This is a genomic window from Actinomadura sp. CNU-125, from assembly GCF_001942465.1.
In the GTDB taxonomy this organism is placed as follows: domain Bacteria; phylum Actinomycetota; class Actinomycetes; order Streptosporangiales; family Streptosporangiaceae; genus Spirillospora.
Genome location: NZ_MKJY01000102.1, coordinates 1 through 16,389, shown reverse-complemented (window position 1 = coordinate 16,389; position 16,389 = coordinate 1). Strand labels below are relative to the sequence as shown.

Here is a 16,389-nt window from a genome sequence, read left to right as displayed (position 1 = left end):
CCGTCCGCTACCTGGCCACCGTCCACATCGCCGCCATCAACGAATGGCTCTGATCAACTTTGAGACACGCCCTAGGCCCCGGTTTCGTTCATATGGTCAGTCGAGGCGCGGGGCCTGTTCCGGTTTGTGCCGCCGGTAGTGGCGGGCGACGCGGGTGCGGTTGCCGCAGCGCGCGGCCGAACACCACCGGCGGCGCGGGTGCGCGGGCAGGAACAGCAGGACGCAGTCGTCCGCCTCGCACTGCCGGACCTTGACGACCGCCGGGTCGGCCAGCAGTTCGGCGGCGGCCTCCGCGAGCCACGCCGCCGCCCGCGCCCCGAACGGCCCGGCGCGGCGTCGCTCGACCGCGACCGCCCTGCCGTTCCAGGCGAGCTCGCTCACGGCGGGCGCCGCACGCTGCAGCTCGTTGAGCGCCGCCAGATCGGCCTCGTCCGGCCGTTCCCCGTGCCGGACGCGCTCCAGCGCGGCGGCCGTATGCGCGCGCACCGTCCGGACCGCGCCGAGTGCTTCCGCGCCGGACTCCGCGGGGGCGAGGTCGTGCGGGCGGCGGCCGGACTGGAGGGCGAGCCATGCGCGCAGGTCGGCGGGGGTGGCGAGCAGGTCGCGGCGGACGTGCGGGTGTTGAGCAGGTCCAGTGCCAGGGGCTCTCCGGTCAGCGGGACGAGGTCGCTCATGCGTCTAACGGTACATCGTGCGATTGACGCGTTAGTCGTCCGCCCGCTATACCTAACGCAACATCCCCCGCGAAAGGCATTAGTCATGATGCTGCCTCCGGTCGCCCGCGTCGTCCACCGCCACCTCGACGTCGACGGCGTGCGCGTCTTCTACCGCGAGTCGCTCCCCGAGCGGACGGACGCGCCCACCGTGCTCCTCCTGCACGGTTTCCCGTCCGCGTCCCACCAGTTCCGGCGCCTCATCGACGTGCTCGGCGCCCGCTACCGGCTCATCGCCCCCGACTACCCCGGGTTCGGCCGCACCGAGGCACCGGACGACTTCACGTTCACGTTCGACGGGCTCGCCGGGGTCGTCGAGGGGTTCGTCCGCGAACTCGGCCTCGCCCGGTTCGTGATGTACGTGTTCGACTTCGGCGCGCCCGTCGGGTTCCGGGTCGCCGAACGGCACCCGGAGCGGATCGCGGGCCTGATCGTCCAGAACGGCAACGTCTACGCCGAGGGCCTCTCGGCCGCCGCCCGCGACTTCATCGGCCTGCGCCCCGAGCATCCCGGAGCGGAGGAGACGATCCGCGACCTGCTCACGCTTCCCGGCACGCGCGGCCAGTACGAGACCGGCGTCGCCGACCCCGAGCTGATCGCCCCGGACGGCTGGACCCTCGACCAGCACTTCCTCGACCGCCCCGGACGGGCGGACGCGCAGGTCGCGCTCGCGTTCGACTACCGCACCAACGTCGAGAGCTACGGCGCCTGGCAGGCGTGGCTGCGCACGCACACGCCGCCCACGCTCATCGTCTGGGGCGCCGCCGACCCGTTCTTCCCCGCCCCCGGCGCGCGCGCTACCTGCGCGACGTCCCCGGCGCCGAACTCCATCTGTTCGACACGGGCCACTTCGCCCTCGAAGACCACCTGCCCGAGATCGCCCCGCTCATGGCCGGCTTCCTCGACCGGGTCGGGGCGTGAGCCCGGCCGGACGGACGCGCGGGGGCGCGCCCGTCCGGCCGGCTCGGTTCAGCCGTCCTCCGCCAGCAGTTCGAACAGGCTCGAGAAGCCCTGGTCGCCGTGGCCGTCGGCGATCCGGCGGTCCATCAGCTTCTTGACCTCCCGCATCCGCACGGCCTCCACACCGACGGACTCGCGGTGGTCGATCATGTCGTCCATCAGCGCCGCCTGGACGCGGAGCGGGCCGAGGTCGGGCGCGTACTCGCCGCTCTTGACCGCCCGCGCCATCCCGGTCAGCAGCGGCGGGTAGGCGGGAATCGAGACGGCGACGCGCTCCGCGAACTCGACCACGTCGACGCCTTCCTCCTGCACCAGCCGCAGCGTGTGCAGGTACCCGACGAGCAACTCGTAGGACACCGCGACCTGGGCCATGAACTCCACGGCGGCGGCCCCGGCGTCCGGACCGTGGTAGGCGACGGTGCCCAGCCCGCGCAGCGTCGGCCCGTGGGCGGCCCACGCGTCGCCGGAACCGCTGACCGGGATCATGACGTTCGGCGTGCCGATGTACGGCGGGTCGCCCATGAGCTTGCCGTCCAGATACTCGGCGCCGCGCTCGTTCGCCCGGCGCTCGTGCGCCCGCGCCTTGGCGGGCGAGCCGCTCGTCAGGTTCACCAGCACCTTGCCCGCGATGGCGCCGCCGACCGAGTCGAGCACCTCGTCGACCGCCGTGCCGTCGAGCAGGCAGAGCACGACGAGCGGGCTCGCCGCGACCGCCTCCGCCGCCGTCGCGGCCACGGTGGCGCCGGCGGCGGCGAGCGGCGCGCTCCTGCTCGCCGTCCGGTTCCAGACGGTCGTGCGGTCGCCGCGGTCGACGAACGTCCTCGCGATCGCCGACCCCATGTCGCCGAGGCCGAGCACGGTGACCCGTCCGGTCGTCGTTGTCGTCATGATGCCCCCTCCGTGTCGTGTCGCCGATCACGCTAGGAGCTCAACGAAAGTTGAGGTCAACTGTGATCGCGGTCATGCCCGGAGGGGCGACGAAGCGACGCGGTGACGGGCGGACGCCCACCGACCGGATCCGGCCGGGTCAGCGGACGGCGATGACGGCGGAGCCGTGTCCGAAGAGGCCCTGGTTGACGGCGATGCCCGCGCGCGCGTCCTCGACCTGGCGGGCGTCCGCGCCGCCGCGCAGCTGCCAGGTCAGCTCGCACACCTGCGCGATGGCCTGCGCCGGGATCGCCTCGCCGAAGCTGGCGAGCCCGCCGCTCGGGTTGACCGGGATCCGCCCGCCGAGGGCCGTCGCGCCCGAGCGCAGCAGTTCCTCCGCGCCGCCCGGCTCGCACAGGCCGATGTCCTCGTACCAGTCGAGTTCGAGGGCCGTCGACAGGTCGTAGACCTCCGCGAGGGACAGCTCGTCCGGCCCGATCCCGGCCTCCTCGTACGCGGCGTGCGCGATCGCCGACCGGAACGGACGGTCCGGCGGCTCGACGGCCATCGCGGAGTCGGTCGCGAAGTCGGGCAGGTCGAGGACGGTCTTCGGAAAGGTGGGCGTCACCGTCGACAGCGCCGGGATCCGCACGGGGTCGGCGATGCCGTGCCGCCGCGCGAAGTCGACCGAGGTGAGGACGAGCGCGGCGCCGCCGTCGCTCGTCGCGCAGATGTCGAGGAGGCGCAGCGGGTCGGCGACGACGGCCGACTCCCGGACGTCCTCCGCCGTGACCTCTTTCCGGTAGCGCGCGTTCGGGTTGTTCAGGCCGTGCCGTGCGTTCTTTACCTTCACGGCGGCGAAGTCGTCGAGCGTCGCACCGTACATGGACATGCGGCGACGCGCGTACAGGGCGAAGTAGATGGGGTTGGTGGCGCCGAGGAGGCGGAAGCGCAGCCAGTCGGGGTCGTCCGGACGGTCGCCGCCGACCGGCTTGAAGAATCCCTTCGGCGCCGCGTCCGCGCCGACCACCAGCGCGACGTCGCACAGTCCCGCGAGGATCTGCGCGCGCGCCGACGCGATGGCCTGGGCCCCGGAAGCGCACGCCGCGTAACAGCTCGATACCCGCGCCCCGGACCAGCCGAGCGCCTGGGCGAAGGTCGCCCCTGCGATGAACCCCGGGTACCCGTTGCGGATCGTGTCCGCGCCCGCCACGTACTGGACGTCCGTCCATGCGAGCCCCGCGTCCGCGAGCGCCGCGCGGGCGGCCGCGAGCCCGTACTCGACGAAGCTGCGCCCCCACTTGCCCCACGGGTGCATCCCGGCGCCGAGCACCGCCACCGACGAACCGCTCACTTGACCGGCCTCCACATCCACACGGTGTACTCGGCGTCGTCGTCCTCGTACAGGACGCCTTCGGTCAGCTCGACCTCCATGCCCACGGCCAGGTCGTCCACCGTGCATTCCGGGACGACCTGCCCGAGGACGACCATGCGTTCGTCTTCGAGCTCCACCGCGGCGACCGTGTAGGGCCGGAACGGGTCGGGGGAGACGTACGGCGGCGGCGGTTTGTAGCGGGAATCGGCGTACGACCAGATACGTCCGCGCGCGGAGAACGCGTACTCGGCGAGCTCCGAGCCGTCCCGCGGGCCGTCGCAACGCGGGTTCCTGCAGGCCAGCTCGTTGCGCGGGAAGTACGGTGTGCCGCACGACGCGCACCGGGTGCCGAGCAGCCGCACCCCGCCGTCCCGCTCGTTGAACCAGCCGTCGATCGCCGGACGACGTTCCTTCGTGGTGGTCAAGCTCGGCCTCCCCGCCTTGATCGCCTACCGGCGCAGCCTAGCAACCAAGCGTCCGCTCAAGACAGGTCCGGTCGCGGCGAGCAGCCCGGCCGCCAGCAGGACCAGGACGTACAGGCCCGTGCCCGTCCACGCGCCGTGCTCGAACGCGAACCCGCCGGCCGTCCCGCCCAGGCTGCTGCCGAGGTAGTAGGCGCACAGGTACAGGGCGGACGCCTGCGCCCGGTTCGTCGACGCGCGCAGCCCGACCCACCCGCTCGCCACCGAGTGCGTCGCGAAGAACCCGACCGTGAACACCAGCAGGCCCACCCCGACCAGCCACAGCACCGGCGGGAACATCAGCACGAGCCCGGCCGCCGCCAGGACGAGCGCCCCGGCCAGCACCGTCCGCCGCCCGGCCCGGTCGGCGAGGACGCCCGCCCGCGCGGACGCCGCCGACCCCGCCAGGTTCATCACCGCGATCAGGCTCACGACGGCCATCGGCAGGTGGAACGGCGCCTCCAGCAGCCGGTACGTCAGGAAGTTGTAGACCGTGACGAACCCGGCCATCACCGTCAATGCCACCAGATATAGGCGGCGCAGCCCCGGATCCGACAGATGTGTGCGAAGCCCCCGGTAACCGCCCTTCCCCGGCTGGAAGAAGCGCGACGGCGGAAGCAGCAGCCAGAACGCGACCGTGAACGCCAGCGCCAGGAGCCCCGTCGCGGCGAGCGCCCACCGCCAGCCGCCGAAGTCCGTCACGACGCCCGGCACCACCCGGCCGAGCACCCCGCCGATGCCCGTCCCGGCCACGTACCGTCCCATCGCGCCGCCGAGGTGCGAGCCGTCCACCTCCTCGGCCAGGTAGGCCATCGCGACCGCGGGCACCCCCGCCAGCGCGAGCCCCTGCACCGCCCGGACGGCCGCGAGCTGCGGGAACGACGTGCACAGCGGCAGCAGCAACCCGATCACCGCCGACGCCGCCGCGGACCCGAGCATCACACGCGTCCGTCCGTACCGCTCCGACAGCGAGCTGACCGGGATCACCGCGACCGCGACGGCGCCCGTGGCCAGCGACACGAGCAGGCTCGCCCGCGCGGGGGCCACGCCGAGGCTCTCCGACATCTCGGGCAACAGCGCCTGCGTGCAGTAGAGCGACATGAACGTCGTCAGCCCGGCGGCGAACAGGGCCAGGTTCACCCGCCGCAGACCGGGCGATCCCGGCACGTGCCGCTGCGGCGTCGTCTCCAAGGTCGCGGTCATTCGTCAAGGTTCCGCCTGGATCGTTCCATGCGTCCAATGACTCTTTACGCACCGACCGATGCCGGAGCATCATGAATCCATGGACCTCCTCACCGTCCGGTGGTTCCTGGCGGTCGCCGAGTACGGCCATGTGACGAACGCCGCATCCGAACTCCGGATCTCCCAGCCCGGACTCTCCCGCGCGATCGCCCGGCTCGAACGCGAACTCGGCCGCCCCCTCCTCGACCGGGCCGGCCGCGGCGTCGTCCTCAGCCCGTACGGACGGATCTTCGCCGAGCACGCGCGCCGCCTCGTCGCCGAAGAGGAAGCCGTCCACCGCGCCCTCGCCCAGGCCGCCGACCCCGAGCACGGCGAGGTGTCCCTCGGCTTCCTGCACACGCAGGGGCCCTCGTTCGTCCCCGACCTGATCCGCCGCTACCGCGACCACCACCCCGGCGTCGCGTTCCGGCTCAGCCAGGACCGCTCCGAACGCGTCACCGCGATGGTCCTCGACGGCCGCGCCGACCTCGCGATCAACAGCCCCCGCCCGGACGACCCGGCCCTCACCTGGCACCCGCTCGTCACCGAACGCCTGCAGCTCGCCGTCCCGTCCGCCCACCGGCTCGCGCGGCGGCGGCGCGCGTCCGTCCGCGACGTCCTGGACGAGCCGTTCGTCGCCCTGCGCGAGGGCGCGCACCTGCGGACGGTCGCCGAGCAGCTGTTCGCCAACGCCGGCGGCCCGCCCCGCATCGCGTTCGAGGGCGAGGAGACCTCGACCGTCCGCGGCCTCGTCACCGCGGGCCTCGGCGTCGCGATCGTCGCCGCGCCGCGCCCGGGGGAGGAGTTCTCCGGCCTGCGGCACCTCACCCTCACCGACCCCGGCGCGACCCGCACGATCGGCCTCGTCTGGTCGACCGCCCGCACCCGCCCGCCCGTCGTGGAGGGATTCCGCCGGTTCGTCCTGGAACACGGCGGGGAAGGGCAGCTAACTGACTCGTCAGTCACTTGGGTACAGTGACCGAGTCGGATTCTGTTCGTGGAAGGAGACCGCGGATGCGGACTGGACTGGAAGGCAAGACCGCCCTGGTCACCGGGGCGTCCCGGGGCATCGGGAAGGCGATCGCCACCGCGCTGGTGGCCGAGGGCGCCAACGTCGTGCTCTCCTCCCGCAAGCAGGAGGGCCTCGACGAAGCCGCCAAGGAGATCCTCGCCGCCCACCCGGACGCCCGCGTCCTGGCCAAGGCCGCCCACGTCGGCGACGCCGACCAGGCCGCCGCCTGCGTGGACGCCACCATCGCCGAGTTCGGCGGCCTCGACGTCCTGGTCAACAACGCCGGGACCAACCCCTACTTCGGCCCGATGGTCGACATCGAGCCGTCCGCCGCCGCGAAGACCGTCGAGGTCAACCAGTTCTCCATCGTCTCCTGGACGAACCTCGCGTGGAAGCGCGCCATGCAGGACAACGGCGGTTCGATCATCAACATCGCGTCCGTCGGCGGCATGGTCACCGAGCACGGCATCGGGTACTACAACGCCACCAAGGCCGCCGTCATCCACCTCAGCCGCCAGTTCGCCATGGAACTCGCGCCGAAGGTCCGGGTCAACTGCATCGCGCCCGGCCTCGTCAAGACGCACCTCGCCCGCGGCCTCTGGGAAGGCAACGAGGAGGCGATCAGCAAGCACATGCCGCTCGGCCGCCTCGGCGTCCCCGAGGACATCGCCACGGCCGCCGTCTTCCTCGCCGGCGACACCGCCTCCTGGATGACCGGCCAGACCCTCGTCGTCGACGGCGGCAGCACCATCCGGCCCTCGATCGCCTAGGAGCCCACATGTCTCGCTGGGGACTGACCATTCCGCTCTCCGGACCGCTCGCCGACCAGCGCGAGATCATCGAGAGCCTCCCCGGGCTCGGCTACACCGACGCCTGGTCCGCCGAGACGAACGGCGCCGACGCCTTCACCCCGCTGGCCCTCGCCTCCCAGTGGGCCCCCGACCTGCGCCTCGGCCCCGCGATCGTCCCGGTCTACACCCGCGGCCCCGCCCTGCTCGCCCAGCAGGCCGCGACGCTCGCCGACCTCGCCCCCGGACGGTTCGTCCTGGGCATCGGCACCTCGTCGGACACGATCGTCGAACGCTGGAACGGCATCCCGTTCGACGAACCGTACAAGCGCGTCCGCGACACCATCCGTTTCCTGCGCAAGGCCCTCGCGGGCGAAAAGGTCAAGGAGGAGTACGCGACCTTCACGGTCAAGGGCTTCAAGCTGGAGAACGCGCCCGCGACCCCGCCCCCGATCGTCCTCGCGGCCCTGCGCCCGGGCATGCTCCGCCTCGCCGCCCGCGAAGCCGACGGCGCCATCACCAACTGGCTCGCGCCCAAGGCGTCCGGACGGTCCGCGCCGAACTCGGCGACGACCCCGAACTCGTCGCCCGCCTGTTCGTCGTCCCGACCGACGACGCCGACGAGGCCCGCGCCATCGGCCGCTGGATGATCGCCGCGTACATGACCGTCCCCGTCTACCGCGCCTTCCACGAATGGCTCGGCCGCGGCGAAGCCCTGCGGCCGATGAACGACGCGTGGGCCGCGGGCGACCGCAAGAAGGCCCTCGAAGTGATCCCGGACGAAGTCGTCGACGACCTGATCGTCCACGGTTCCCCGTCCGAATGCCGAGCCCGCGTCCGCGAGTACGTGTCGAACGGCCTCACGACGCCCGTCCTCGCGATCGTCCCCACGAAGAACCTGTCGACGGCCGACGCGGTGAAAGCACTCGCCCCGTCCGCCGACTAACAGAACCGGCCCCGAGGGGGAGCCGGCCGTCGGCCGGCTCCCCCTCGTCGTACACGTGCCCTACCCTTCGTGCCCATGCAGTGGACCGAATTCATCGAGACGATGGCCCTCGAGATGGCCGGACTCGAAACAGGAAGCATCCTCATCGTGGCCGAGCCCAAATCGTCCGGAGGCCGGTACGTCCAGTGCAGGCAGTTGGGGAAGCAGTTCTACGCCGAGGTCGTGGCCAACTGCTTCCTCCCCGACACAGCCCATGCCTCCGAGGAGGGCCAACGCGTGATCGCGGACGCGGGTTGGAAGGCGGGGCCGGAATGGGCGGAAGAGAACTGGTCCTTCGAGCTCAACGGCCACAAGCCCGTGTCCGAGTACCGAACCCTCGCCACGATGATGGCCACGGCCCTGCGCGACGGTTACGGCGTCCCCGACCTGACCGGCTGGTATTGCGAAGCCTGGAACGAGAGCAACGGCAACGAGCCCGTCGAACTGGACTTCCTCCCGCTGCCCTCTAAACCGAACGCATGACCTGATCGTCCACGGTCCGAGAGCCCCGGCCCACACCGCCGCCTAACGAAACCCCACACCCGGAGAGGGAGCCGACCACCAATCGGCTCCCTCTCCGCATTCCTGGCCGAATGCGGCCATGCCGAGCAGTCCGTGCTGCATTCTGCTGGTTGCCTCACCAGCCCGAACAGGCATGATCCTGAGAGATGCGCGAGTTGGACAGCGCGATCGTCGCGACGATAGGGTCTCGAATTCAAGGATCCTGACTCCATTCTTGACTTCCCAGGGTTTGCCCACTTCATCCCTTCGGCCGCCAAACTTCAGGAGGTAATCACCAAAGCTTGGAATGAAGTCAAGAAATTCGTTATCAATCCGGGTGACTGGGGAATGCTTGACCGGGCGAGCAAGTTGCTCAGTGACAACCTGCGATACTGCTGCGCGTATCGCTCATGCTCTGGGTGGCTGGCATTATAAGTACGGCCATCGGCGCCATATATTCATTCAGCGAGTCAGGTGACTCCTGGCGATTCTGGGCTGCCTTGTTCGCTCTTCCTTTCCTTTATTATGCCAAGCCGCCGCTGTCGTTCGCGACGGGGCGAGAGAAGAGACATCCGGGAAGCCGGTAGGTGCCCCGGGTGGTGCGGCGACCCGGCGGGGTGAGCACGTCGGCCGTCCCGCCGCACTGACCAGGTTGAACGGCGCGCCCCTCGAATGGGACGGCGAACGGTTCGTCCCCGGGGACGGCGTGCACCCCGGCTTCGAGAGGGTCGAGGCGGACGGGCGGTGGCTGGTGGTCACGGCCACCGTTCGGCACACGGCTTCGGACGGGCTGCGGGTGGGACGTGTGGTCGAGAGCCTGTCGACGCACGTGACGGGCGCGCCGCCCGCGGGGTGGGGGGGCCGCCGAGCCCGCTTCGACGCCTTGGAGCGCGGAGTCCGTGACGGAGTACTGCAGGCGCCGGGCGCGAAGCGCACGTGGACGTGTCACGTCGGGGGCGGTGTCGGGACGCTGCAGGTCGTCCGGACGGACGGCGGCGTCGAGGAGCGGGTGATGCTGGGCGCGAGCGTCCCGGTGCCCGATATGGCCGCGTTGGTCGAGGTGCTCGCCGGGCGGGGCGGGGCGCTGGGCGTTCTCGTGAATGTCACACGTCGGGGGCCGGAGTCCTCTTTGGAGGCATGAAGCTCACGATCTTCGCCGCCACGGGCGGTACCGGACGGATCCTCGTCGATCTCGCGCTCGCCGCGGGCCACGACGTCACCGCGGTGGCCCGCCGGCCGCGCGACCTGCCCGACGCCGTCCGGACCGTCCGGGCCGACATGCTGGACGATCCGGACCTGCGGCCCGCGCTCGAAGGGGCCGACGCGGTGTTCTCGTGCCTCGGCGCACGGAACAAGGACGAAGCGCGGGCGCGGACGTGCGCGAAGGGCACCGAGGCGGTCATCCGGGGGATGCGGGCCACGGGGGCCCGCCGGCTCGTCGTGATCAGTTCGGAGTCGATGACGGTCGTGCCGTCGCCGGGACGGCCGAACCCGCCGAAGCACGATCCGGGCGAGGGGTTCATCCTCCGGTACCTCGTGGGCGGACCGGCGCGGAAGTACTTCCTCCGGGAGCAGTACGCCGACCTCGGGGTGATGGAGGACGCGGTGCGCGCGAGCGGCCTCGACTGGACGATCGCGCGCCCGGCCCTGCTCATCGATCGTCCGCCGAAAGGGACGTACCGGACGGCCGTCGACCGTAAGCCGAAGGGCGGTTTCCGGATCGCGCGCGCGGATCTCGCGGAGTTCCTGCTCGGGTGCGTCACCAGGGACGAAACGGTCGGGCAGGCGATCACGCTGAACTACTGAGCCGTGTTTAGCCGCGGAGGCGAGTGGGGAGGGAGGGCGGGATCCATGCATACGACGAGTAGGAGCTGATCGTGCTCACGCTGACGAGCGGCGCGGTGCAGGTCATCCGCAACGTGACCGCCAACCCCGAGCTGCCGCCCGAGACGGGTATCCGGATCGAGTCCGGCATCGACGGTTCGGACGCGCTGCGGCTGTCGGTCGCGTCCGCGCCGGAGTCGGGCGACCAGGTCGTCGAGGAGGAGGGCGCGAAGGTGTACCTGGAGCCGGCGGCGGCGCAGCTGCTGGACGACAAGACGCTCGACGCCCAGGTGGATCCGCAGGGCGACGTGGCGTTCACCATCGCGGAGGGGACCGCGACCTGAACGAGTCGGCGGCGCGGGGCCGGGGCGCGTGCGGTGCGCCCCGGCCTACGCGGCCGCGATGAGCAGGACGACCACGACGGCGAACGCGATCGTGGTCAGGACGAGGAAGGCGGCGACGATCGCGCAGCCGAGGCCGCGCGGCTGGTCGCGCCAGGTTCCGTAGCGGTCGCGCACCTGCCGGTCCAGGCCGTCGCGGTCGAGGCCCGCGGTCTCGCGGTCGTCGGTCACGCCGGCCAGTGTTTCACTCGAAGGACGGGTGCGGGCCGAGTGCCCAGTATTCGAAGAGCCCGTGCCCGGTCGTCCCGTCCGGGTATTCGTAGCGGGCGACGGCGTCGACCATGCCCCACATGCGGGCGGCGTCGTCCGGGTCGCGGGTGTCGAGGGTGACGCCCTGCACCTTGAGGTCGGGGCCCTGGTACATGCCGTGTTTCCAGTCGGGTTCGAGCCCGTAGCCGGTGCCGACCATGAGGTGGACGGGCAGGATCGGCGTCGCGGTGATCGTGAACGGGGTGCCGTTCGGCGGCGCGAACTCGATGGCGGCGGTGACGACCTCGCGTGTGCCGGGCTTGTAGACGGGACGGTATTCGGGTCGCCCCAAGTATTCGGGTTCGCCACCGTCCGGACGGACGCGGACGGCCTCTTCGAGCACGCGGCGTCCGTGTTCGTCTTCCTGGACGATGCACAGGATCGAGTGGTCGTCGAACTGCATCGGTGCGTACATCCAGTAGAAGGTGCCGGCGTTCTTCGCCTGGATGCCGGGCGGTTCGGGTTCGCCGACGGGGCGGATGCCCCAGGATCGGTCGCGGGCGCCCCACCACGCGTCCGGGGTGACGTCGACGCGTTCGTCGCCGATGGTGATGTGGCCCGTCCACCGTCCGGTCTGGGCGATGCGGCGGGCGTCGAACATGACGCGGTCCTGCCAGCGCAGGTAGTGCGGGGGTTCGAGGGTCGCGGGGATCGCGCCCTCCCAGGTGAGGTCGAACGACAGCCCGTGCTCGGTGGGGTCGAGGACGACGCGGAGCCGCTTGAGCCCTTCGAGGACCTCGACGCGGAACGGCCCGACGGTCGTGTCCATCCGGTCGGCGCCGAGTTCCCGCGAGGCCCGGACGACACGGTGCAGCGGCCCGCGCCGGACGACGGCGAACGCGTCCATGACGCCGAGGTTCGGGTACTGGCCGATGCCGATGAGCATCATGAGGTCGTCGGAGCACGGGTGGACGTTGAAGTAGTAGCGGTCGTAGAAGTTGCGGTCGGACGTGGTGACGTGCCGCATCACCTCGGGCGCCTGGTGGACGGGGTAGTCGTCGAGGGGCGAGAGCGTCACGCGGTTTCCTCCAGGATGCTCGCGAGCAGGCGTGTGCAGTTGTTGTCGTGGGGGAACTCGCTGGTCTCGTCGATCCAGCCGAAGTCGATCATCGCCTGCCCGATCCGAGCCATGATCACCGAGAACTTGAAGCCGGAGAGCACCTCGTAGTAGGCGAGGTTCCGCACCGGACGGCCGAGGAGTTCCTCGTAGCGGGCGACGGTGTCGGCGTACGAGGGGAAGCCGGGCAGGCGCGGGACGCCGATGCCCTCGCAGTGGTGCCGGTCGAGGAACATGAACCAGGCGAGGTCTTCCTCGGGCGCCCCGAGGACGGCGTTCTCCCAGTCCAGGGCGGCGACGGGGACGCCGTGGTCGAAGACGACGTTCCCGATGCGGGAGTCGCCCCAGAGCGGGACGGGCGGGTCGGGTTCGTCCACGCGGTTGGCGCGCAGCCAGTCGAGGGCCTTGAGCGCGATGTCCTGCGGGCCACGGTAGGCCCAGTGCAGGTAGTGCTCGTAGTAGTTGAGGCGCTGGTCGAGTCCGGGGGCGCCCCACGCGGGCTGGTCGAGGAACCCGAGGTCGAGGGCCTGGACGTCCAGCCGGTGCAGGCGGGCGAGGATGTCCAGGGTCGACCACCACATCGCGGCGCGTTCGTCCGGTTCGATCTCGGTGACCCAGCCGTCCATGTGGTACGGGGGCATGTCGGTGGGGACGCGGCCCTCGGCGCGGGCCATCACGAAGAACGGGGCGCCGAGGACGTCGGGGGACGGTTCCCACCAGTGGACGGCCGGGACGGGCAGGTCCGTGCGGTCGGCGAGAACGCGCATCAGCCGGTGCTGCTCCTCGAAGCGCGGTTCGGGGAACACCTGGTACTGGACGGGCGCGACGCGTGCGACGCACGGGTGCCGGACGCCGTCCGGTGTTTCGGCGTCGAACATCAGGGTTTCGCTGGAGAAGCCGCTGGTCTCGGGGGTTTCGAGGTGGGCGACGCGGGCGCGGGCAGGTGCCGGTGCAGCCACTGCGACAGGGCTCGCCGGGTGGCGTCGGGGTCGCGCTGGGTGGGAACGGGCATGGCCGCCTCCTGGCTCGCAACCAAAGTAGAACGTGTTCTATCAATGTGATCGGGGGTGGTCAATGGGGGTGCGGGCCGGACATGAAAAAATCGGACGATGCGCCTTACCAAGCTCGGGCACGCATGTGTCCAGATCAGCAAGGACGACCGCACGATCGTCATCGACCCGGGTGCGTTCAGCACCGGGGCGGAGGAGGCCCTCGCGGGCGCCGACGCGGTCCTGATCACGCACGAGCACTTCGACCATTTCGACGCCGACGCGCTGCGCAAGGCGATGGCCGCGCGCCCGTCCCTGGAGGTGTGGACGTCCCGCGCCGTCGCCGAGAACCTCGCCGACCTGGGCGGACGCGTCCACCAGGTGGGCCACGAGGACGCGGTGACGATCGCCGGGTTCGACGTGCACGTCTACGGCGAGGACCACGAGATCCTGCACCCGGACGTCCCGCCGATCCCCAACACGGGGTTCCTGCTCGACGGGGAGATCTTCCACCCGGGCGACGCGCTGACCGTCCCGGGCGAGCCCGTCCGGACGCTGTGCCTGCCCGGGAACGCGCCGTGGCTGAAGGCGCCCGAGATGTTCACGTATGTGCGCGAGGTGCGTCCCGAGCGCGCGTACGCCATCCATGACGGCCTGCTGAACGACATCGGCCTCACGGTCATGAACAACAACGCGACCAAGGCGCTCGAAGAACTCGGCAAGACCTACACCCGGCTCGCCCCAGGGGAATCCGTGGAGTTGAGCGACGCGTGACCGAGCACCCCCCGACCCCCCGGGCCGTCCAGGCCGTCTTCTTCGACATCGGGGAGACGCTCGTCGACGAGGGCGAGATCTACGGGCGCTGGGCCGACTGGCTCGGCGTGCCGAGGCACACGTTCCTCACGAAGCTCGGCGCGCTGCTCGCGACCGGCAAGACCCACATGGACCTGTTCGAGTACTTCCGCCCCGGTTTCGACCTGGAGGCGGAGGAGAAGGCGCGCCGTGCGGCCGGCGTGCCCAACGGGTTCGGCGCGGACGACCTGTACCCGGACGCGCGCGCGTGTCTGTCCGGCCTGCGCGAGCAGGGGCTGTTCGTGGGCATCGCGGGGAACCAGCCGGTCGAGGCCGCCGAGCAGATGGAGGCGCTCGGACTGGACGCGGACGTCATCGGCATTTCGGACGTGTGGGGCGTGCAGAAGCCGTCGCACGAGTTCTTCGAACGCTGCGCGCAGCTCGCGGACGTCCTGCCCGAACACGTCCTTTACGTCGGCGACCGAATCGACAACGACGTTCGTCCCGCCATCGCCTACGGGATGCGTTCGGCGTTCCTCAGACGCGGGCCGTGGGGGCATATTCAGGAGGACGACGGCATCCTGCGCGAATGCCAGTTCGTGCTCGACGACCTCGCTGAGCTCCCGGAACTCGTGTACGACTTGAATCACCCTTAAGGGACTCCCCCTACTCCCCGGGTAGCAGGCAGAACCGCCCCATCGGCTGATGCGGCCTCCCCTCCCGGTTTCTTAGTTTGGTGAGCAACGGGCAAGCGGCCCGTGTTCAGGCTCGAGAAATCGGGGAGAGAGGAACTCATGAACGGCCTTTACCGTCCGCGCAGCAACCGCATGATCGCCGGGGTCTGCTCCGGGCTCGCGCGCAGGTTCGGCATGGCGCCCTTCACGGTGCGGCTGCTGTTCGTGCTCTCCTGCCTGCTGCCCGGCCCGCAGTTCGTCGCCTACCTCGTCCTGTGGATCATGATGCCGAACGAGGACCGCCACCTGGCGCGCAGCCACTGACCCGGCGCCCGGCCCGCTCCCGCGCCCGCCGTACCCGGCCCGCACCGAACAAGATCATCGATACCGCTCGACCAGCCCCGTCCCGAGAGTGTTAGATCGGTTGACACGATTTCTCGGGCAGCAGGGCAGGAAGGGGACGGCGGTGTCGCAGGACGGCCCGGATCCAGGCCGGGCCACCGCGCGGGACCCGGCCGCCGGGCGTGCCGCCCGCCTGCTCGGCCGGCTGCGCGACCTCGCGCACGCACGCCGCGACCCGGCCGCGCACCGGCGCGTCCACTGGCTCGCCGAACTGCCCGGCGACGTGTACGTCGAAACCGACGCCGGGCCCGGCGACGTCCTGTTCAGCCTGCCCGTCATCCCGCTGACGCCCCCGGCGGTGCTGGAGGAGTTCGACGGCTGGCTGGCGCTGCGGCACTGGTACCGGCTGCTGCGCGACCTCGCCGAGGACGAGGGCGACGACGAGGTCGTCCTCGGGGCGGGCCTGCTGTCGTGGCGTCCCGCGCACGGCCCGCCCGTCCACGACCATCTGCTGGGCACGCCGGTACGGGTCGCGCTGGACGAACGCACCGAGCGGGTCGACGTCGTCCTCGCGGGACCGGTGACGCTGCGGGACGGCGAACTGCTGGACGGACGTCCGGGGTTCCGCGGCGCGCGCCGGGTGACCGACGCCGTCCGGGACGGCCGCGGGTTCGGGCTGAACACCTCGGCGGGCGACGTCCTGCGCGAATGGTGCGAATACGCGCTGGTCGGAACCGTCGACTTCCGCGACGACTGGACGCCCGACGAGACGGGCACGCCCGTCCCGCAGGTCCGGCTCGCGCCCGCGCTGCTGGTGCGGCCGCCCGGCCGCGAGGCGGTCGCGCGGTACCACGCGCGGATGCTCGACCTCCTCGCCGACGGCGTCCCGGCGGGGATCGCGCGGTTCGTCACGCCCGGCCGGTCGCCGCAGGTCATGCGCGTCCCCGAACGGACGCCCGCGACGGTCCCCGACCTGCTGGAGGGCCTGCTCGTCCGGGGCCGCCGGGTCCTGGTCGCCGCGCCCGGCGCGACGGCCAGCCGCCGCCCTGCACGCCGCGCTCCGCCGGCCTCGCCGCCCTCACCGCCACCGACGCGTCCACCGCCCGCGCGGCCGTCGAATCCCTGCGCGCCGCCCCGCTCGACGACCTCGACGCCCTCGGCGGCCCGCGCGGACACGG

Annotated in this window: 17 protein-coding genes and 3 pseudogenes; 12 read left to right on the top strand and 8 right to left on the bottom strand. The window is 71.4% G+C overall.

The annotated features are described in order from the left end of the window. Positions 1-96: 96 nt before the first annotated feature. Positions 97-579 carry a CGNR zinc finger domain-containing protein gene (locus BJF79_RS13445; protein WP_262401959.1) on the bottom strand — a complete coding sequence of 161 codons (483 nt, stop codon included), beginning with the start codon at positions 577-579 and terminating at the stop codon, positions 97-99. On the opposite strand from BJF79_RS13445, the pseudogene BJF79_RS13440 reads away from it, so the two are divergent. Continuing rightward, positions 475-1,449: pseudogene (locus tag BJF79_RS13440) on the top strand (alpha/beta fold hydrolase); the annotation flags it as partial. The gene BJF79_RS13445 and the pseudogene BJF79_RS13440 overlap by 105 nt on opposite strands. 233 nt (positions 1,450-1,682) lie before the next feature. On the opposite strand, the gene BJF79_RS13435 reads toward BJF79_RS13440, so the two are convergent. From BJF79_RS13435 to BJF79_RS13420, 4 genes are all read right to left on the bottom strand, one after another. Next, positions 1,683-2,561 carry an NAD(P)-dependent oxidoreductase gene (locus BJF79_RS13435; RefSeq protein WP_075897535.1) on the bottom strand — a complete coding sequence of 293 codons (879 nt, stop codon included), beginning with the start codon at positions 2,559-2,561 and terminating at the stop codon, positions 1,683-1,685. A 139-nt stretch (positions 2,562-2,700) separates the two neighbouring features. Next, on the bottom strand, positions 2,701-3,858 hold the full coding sequence (locus tag BJF79_RS13430; RefSeq protein ID WP_083733398.1) for a lipid-transfer protein: 1,158 nt from the start codon (positions 3,856-3,858) through the stop codon (positions 2,701-2,703). A 32-nt stretch (positions 3,859-3,890) separates the two neighbouring features. After that, positions 3,891-4,340, bottom strand: coding sequence for a Zn-ribbon domain-containing OB-fold protein (locus BJF79_RS13425; protein WP_262401958.1), 450 nt, complete (start codon positions 4,338-4,340; stop codon positions 3,891-3,893). Positions 4,341-4,364: 24 nt separating this feature from the next. Further along, positions 4,365-5,579, bottom strand: a complete 1,215-nt coding sequence (locus BJF79_RS13420) for an MFS transporter (RefSeq protein WP_075897531.1) — start codon at positions 5,577-5,579, stop codon at positions 4,365-4,367. Positions 5,580-5,658: 79 nt separating this feature from the next. Here BJF79_RS13420 and BJF79_RS13415 point away from each other — a divergent pair, with 79 nt between their 5' ends. The 7 genes and pseudogenes from BJF79_RS13415 to BJF79_RS13385 all read left to right on the top strand — a co-directional run bounded on the left by BJF79_RS13415 (position 5,659) and on the right by BJF79_RS13385 (position 11,051). After that, positions 5,659-6,576: a LysR family transcriptional regulator gene (locus BJF79_RS13415; protein ID WP_075897529.1), complete on the top strand. Its 918-nt coding sequence runs from the start codon at positions 5,659-5,661 to the stop codon at positions 6,574-6,576. 35 nt (positions 6,577-6,611) lie between these two features. After that, positions 6,612-7,379, top strand: a complete 768-nt coding sequence (locus BJF79_RS13410; RefSeq protein ID WP_075897527.1) for an SDR family oxidoreductase — start codon at positions 6,612-6,614, stop codon at positions 7,377-7,379. An 8-nt stretch (positions 7,380-7,387) separates the two neighbouring features. Next, positions 7,388-8,343: pseudogene (locus BJF79_RS13405) on the top strand (LLM class F420-dependent oxidoreductase). A 75-nt stretch (positions 8,344-8,418) separates the two neighbouring features. Next, positions 8,419-8,865: a TY-Chap domain-containing protein gene (locus tag BJF79_RS13400; RefSeq protein ID WP_075897525.1), complete on the top strand. Its 447-nt coding sequence runs from the start codon at positions 8,419-8,421 to the stop codon at positions 8,863-8,865. Between the two features lie 670 nt (positions 8,866-9,535). Beyond that, positions 9,536-10,024: a DUF6177 family protein gene (locus BJF79_RS13395; RefSeq protein ID WP_075897523.1), complete on the top strand. Its 489-nt coding sequence runs from the start codon at positions 9,536-9,538 to the stop codon at positions 10,022-10,024. Continuing rightward, the gene (locus BJF79_RS13390; protein WP_075897521.1) at positions 10,021-10,689 is read left to right on the top strand and encodes an NAD(P)-dependent oxidoreductase; all 669 of its coding nucleotides are present in this window, start codon (positions 10,021-10,023) and stop codon (positions 10,687-10,689) included. The genes BJF79_RS13395 and BJF79_RS13390 overlap by 4 nt, the downstream gene beginning before the upstream one ends. Before the next feature lie 71 nt (positions 10,690-10,760). Continuing rightward, positions 10,761-11,051: a Fe-S cluster assembly protein HesB gene (locus BJF79_RS13385; protein ID WP_075897519.1), complete on the top strand. Its 291-nt coding sequence runs from the start codon at positions 10,761-10,763 to the stop codon at positions 11,049-11,051. Between the two features lie 45 nt (positions 11,052-11,096). On the opposite strand, the gene BJF79_RS13380 is transcribed toward BJF79_RS13385, so the two are convergent. Genes BJF79_RS13380 through BJF79_RS13370 form a run of 3 tightly spaced genes read right to left on the bottom strand, consistent with a single transcriptional unit; the run spans position 11,097 to position 13,373 of the window. Next, positions 11,097-11,279, bottom strand: a complete 183-nt coding sequence (locus tag BJF79_RS13380; protein ID WP_075897517.1) for a hypothetical protein — start codon at positions 11,277-11,279, stop codon at positions 11,097-11,099. 13 nt (positions 11,280-11,292) lie between these two features. Continuing rightward, positions 11,293-12,375, bottom strand: a complete 1,083-nt coding sequence (locus BJF79_RS13375) for a hypothetical protein (RefSeq protein ID WP_187356997.1) — start codon at positions 12,373-12,375, stop codon at positions 11,293-11,295. After that, entirely contained in the window at positions 12,372-13,373 is a 1,002-nt protein-coding gene (locus tag BJF79_RS13370; protein ID WP_143219885.1) for a phosphotransferase family protein, read from the bottom strand. Before BJF79_RS13370 ends, BJF79_RS13375 begins: the two co-directional genes overlap by 4 nt. Positions 13,374-13,523: 150 nt before the next feature. Between BJF79_RS13370 and BJF79_RS13365 the strand changes: the two genes are divergently transcribed. The 4 genes and pseudogenes from BJF79_RS13365 to BJF79_RS13350 form a co-directional block, all read left to right on the top strand. Continuing rightward, entirely contained in the window at positions 13,524-14,177 is a 654-nt protein-coding gene (locus tag BJF79_RS13365; protein WP_075897513.1) for an MBL fold metallo-hydrolase, read from the top strand. Further along, positions 14,174-14,851, top strand: a complete 678-nt coding sequence (locus tag BJF79_RS13360) for an HAD family hydrolase (protein ID WP_075897511.1) — start codon at positions 14,174-14,176, stop codon at positions 14,849-14,851. Before BJF79_RS13365 ends, BJF79_RS13360 begins: the two co-directional genes overlap by 4 nt. Before the next feature lie 138 nt (positions 14,852-14,989). Further along, positions 14,990-15,193 (top strand): PspC domain-containing protein, encoded by a 204-nt coding sequence (locus tag BJF79_RS13355; protein ID WP_075897509.1) that lies wholly within the window; start codon positions 14,990-14,992, stop codon positions 15,191-15,193. Between the two features lie 142 nt (positions 15,194-15,335). Further along, positions 15,336-16,389: pseudogene (locus BJF79_RS13350) on the top strand (hypothetical protein); the annotation flags it as partial.

Excerpts from the sequence above, each read along its gene's own strand:
- BJF79_RS13435 (WP_075897535.1), bottom strand. The coding sequence starts at position 2,561 with ATGACGACAACGACGACCGGACGGGTCACCGTGCTCGGCCTCGGCGAC.
- BJF79_RS13430 (WP_083733398.1), bottom strand. The coding sequence starts at position 3,858 with ATGCACCCGTGGGGCAAGTGGGGGCGCAGCTTCGTCGAGTACGGGCTC.
- BJF79_RS13420 (WP_075897531.1), bottom strand. The coding sequence starts at position 5,579 with ATGACCGCGACCTTGGAGACGACGCCGCAGCGGCACGTGCCGGGATCG.
- BJF79_RS13415 (WP_075897529.1), top strand. The coding sequence starts at position 5,659 with ATGGACCTCCTCACCGTCCGGTGGTTCCTGGCGGTCGCCGAGTACGGC.
- BJF79_RS13410 (WP_075897527.1), top strand. The coding sequence starts at position 6,612 with ATGCGGACTGGACTGGAAGGCAAGACCGCCCTGGTCACCGGGGCGTCC.
- BJF79_RS13400 (WP_075897525.1), top strand. The coding sequence starts at position 8,419 with ATGCAGTGGACCGAATTCATCGAGACGATGGCCCTCGAGATGGCCGGA.
- BJF79_RS13390 (WP_075897521.1), top strand. The coding sequence starts at position 10,021 with ATGAAGCTCACGATCTTCGCCGCCACGGGCGGTACCGGACGGATCCTC.
- BJF79_RS13365 (WP_075897513.1), top strand. The coding sequence starts at position 13,524 with ATGCGCCTTACCAAGCTCGGGCACGCATGTGTCCAGATCAGCAAGGAC.
- BJF79_RS13355 (WP_075897509.1), top strand. The coding sequence starts at position 14,990 with ATGAACGGCCTTTACCGTCCGCGCAGCAACCGCATGATCGCCGGGGTC.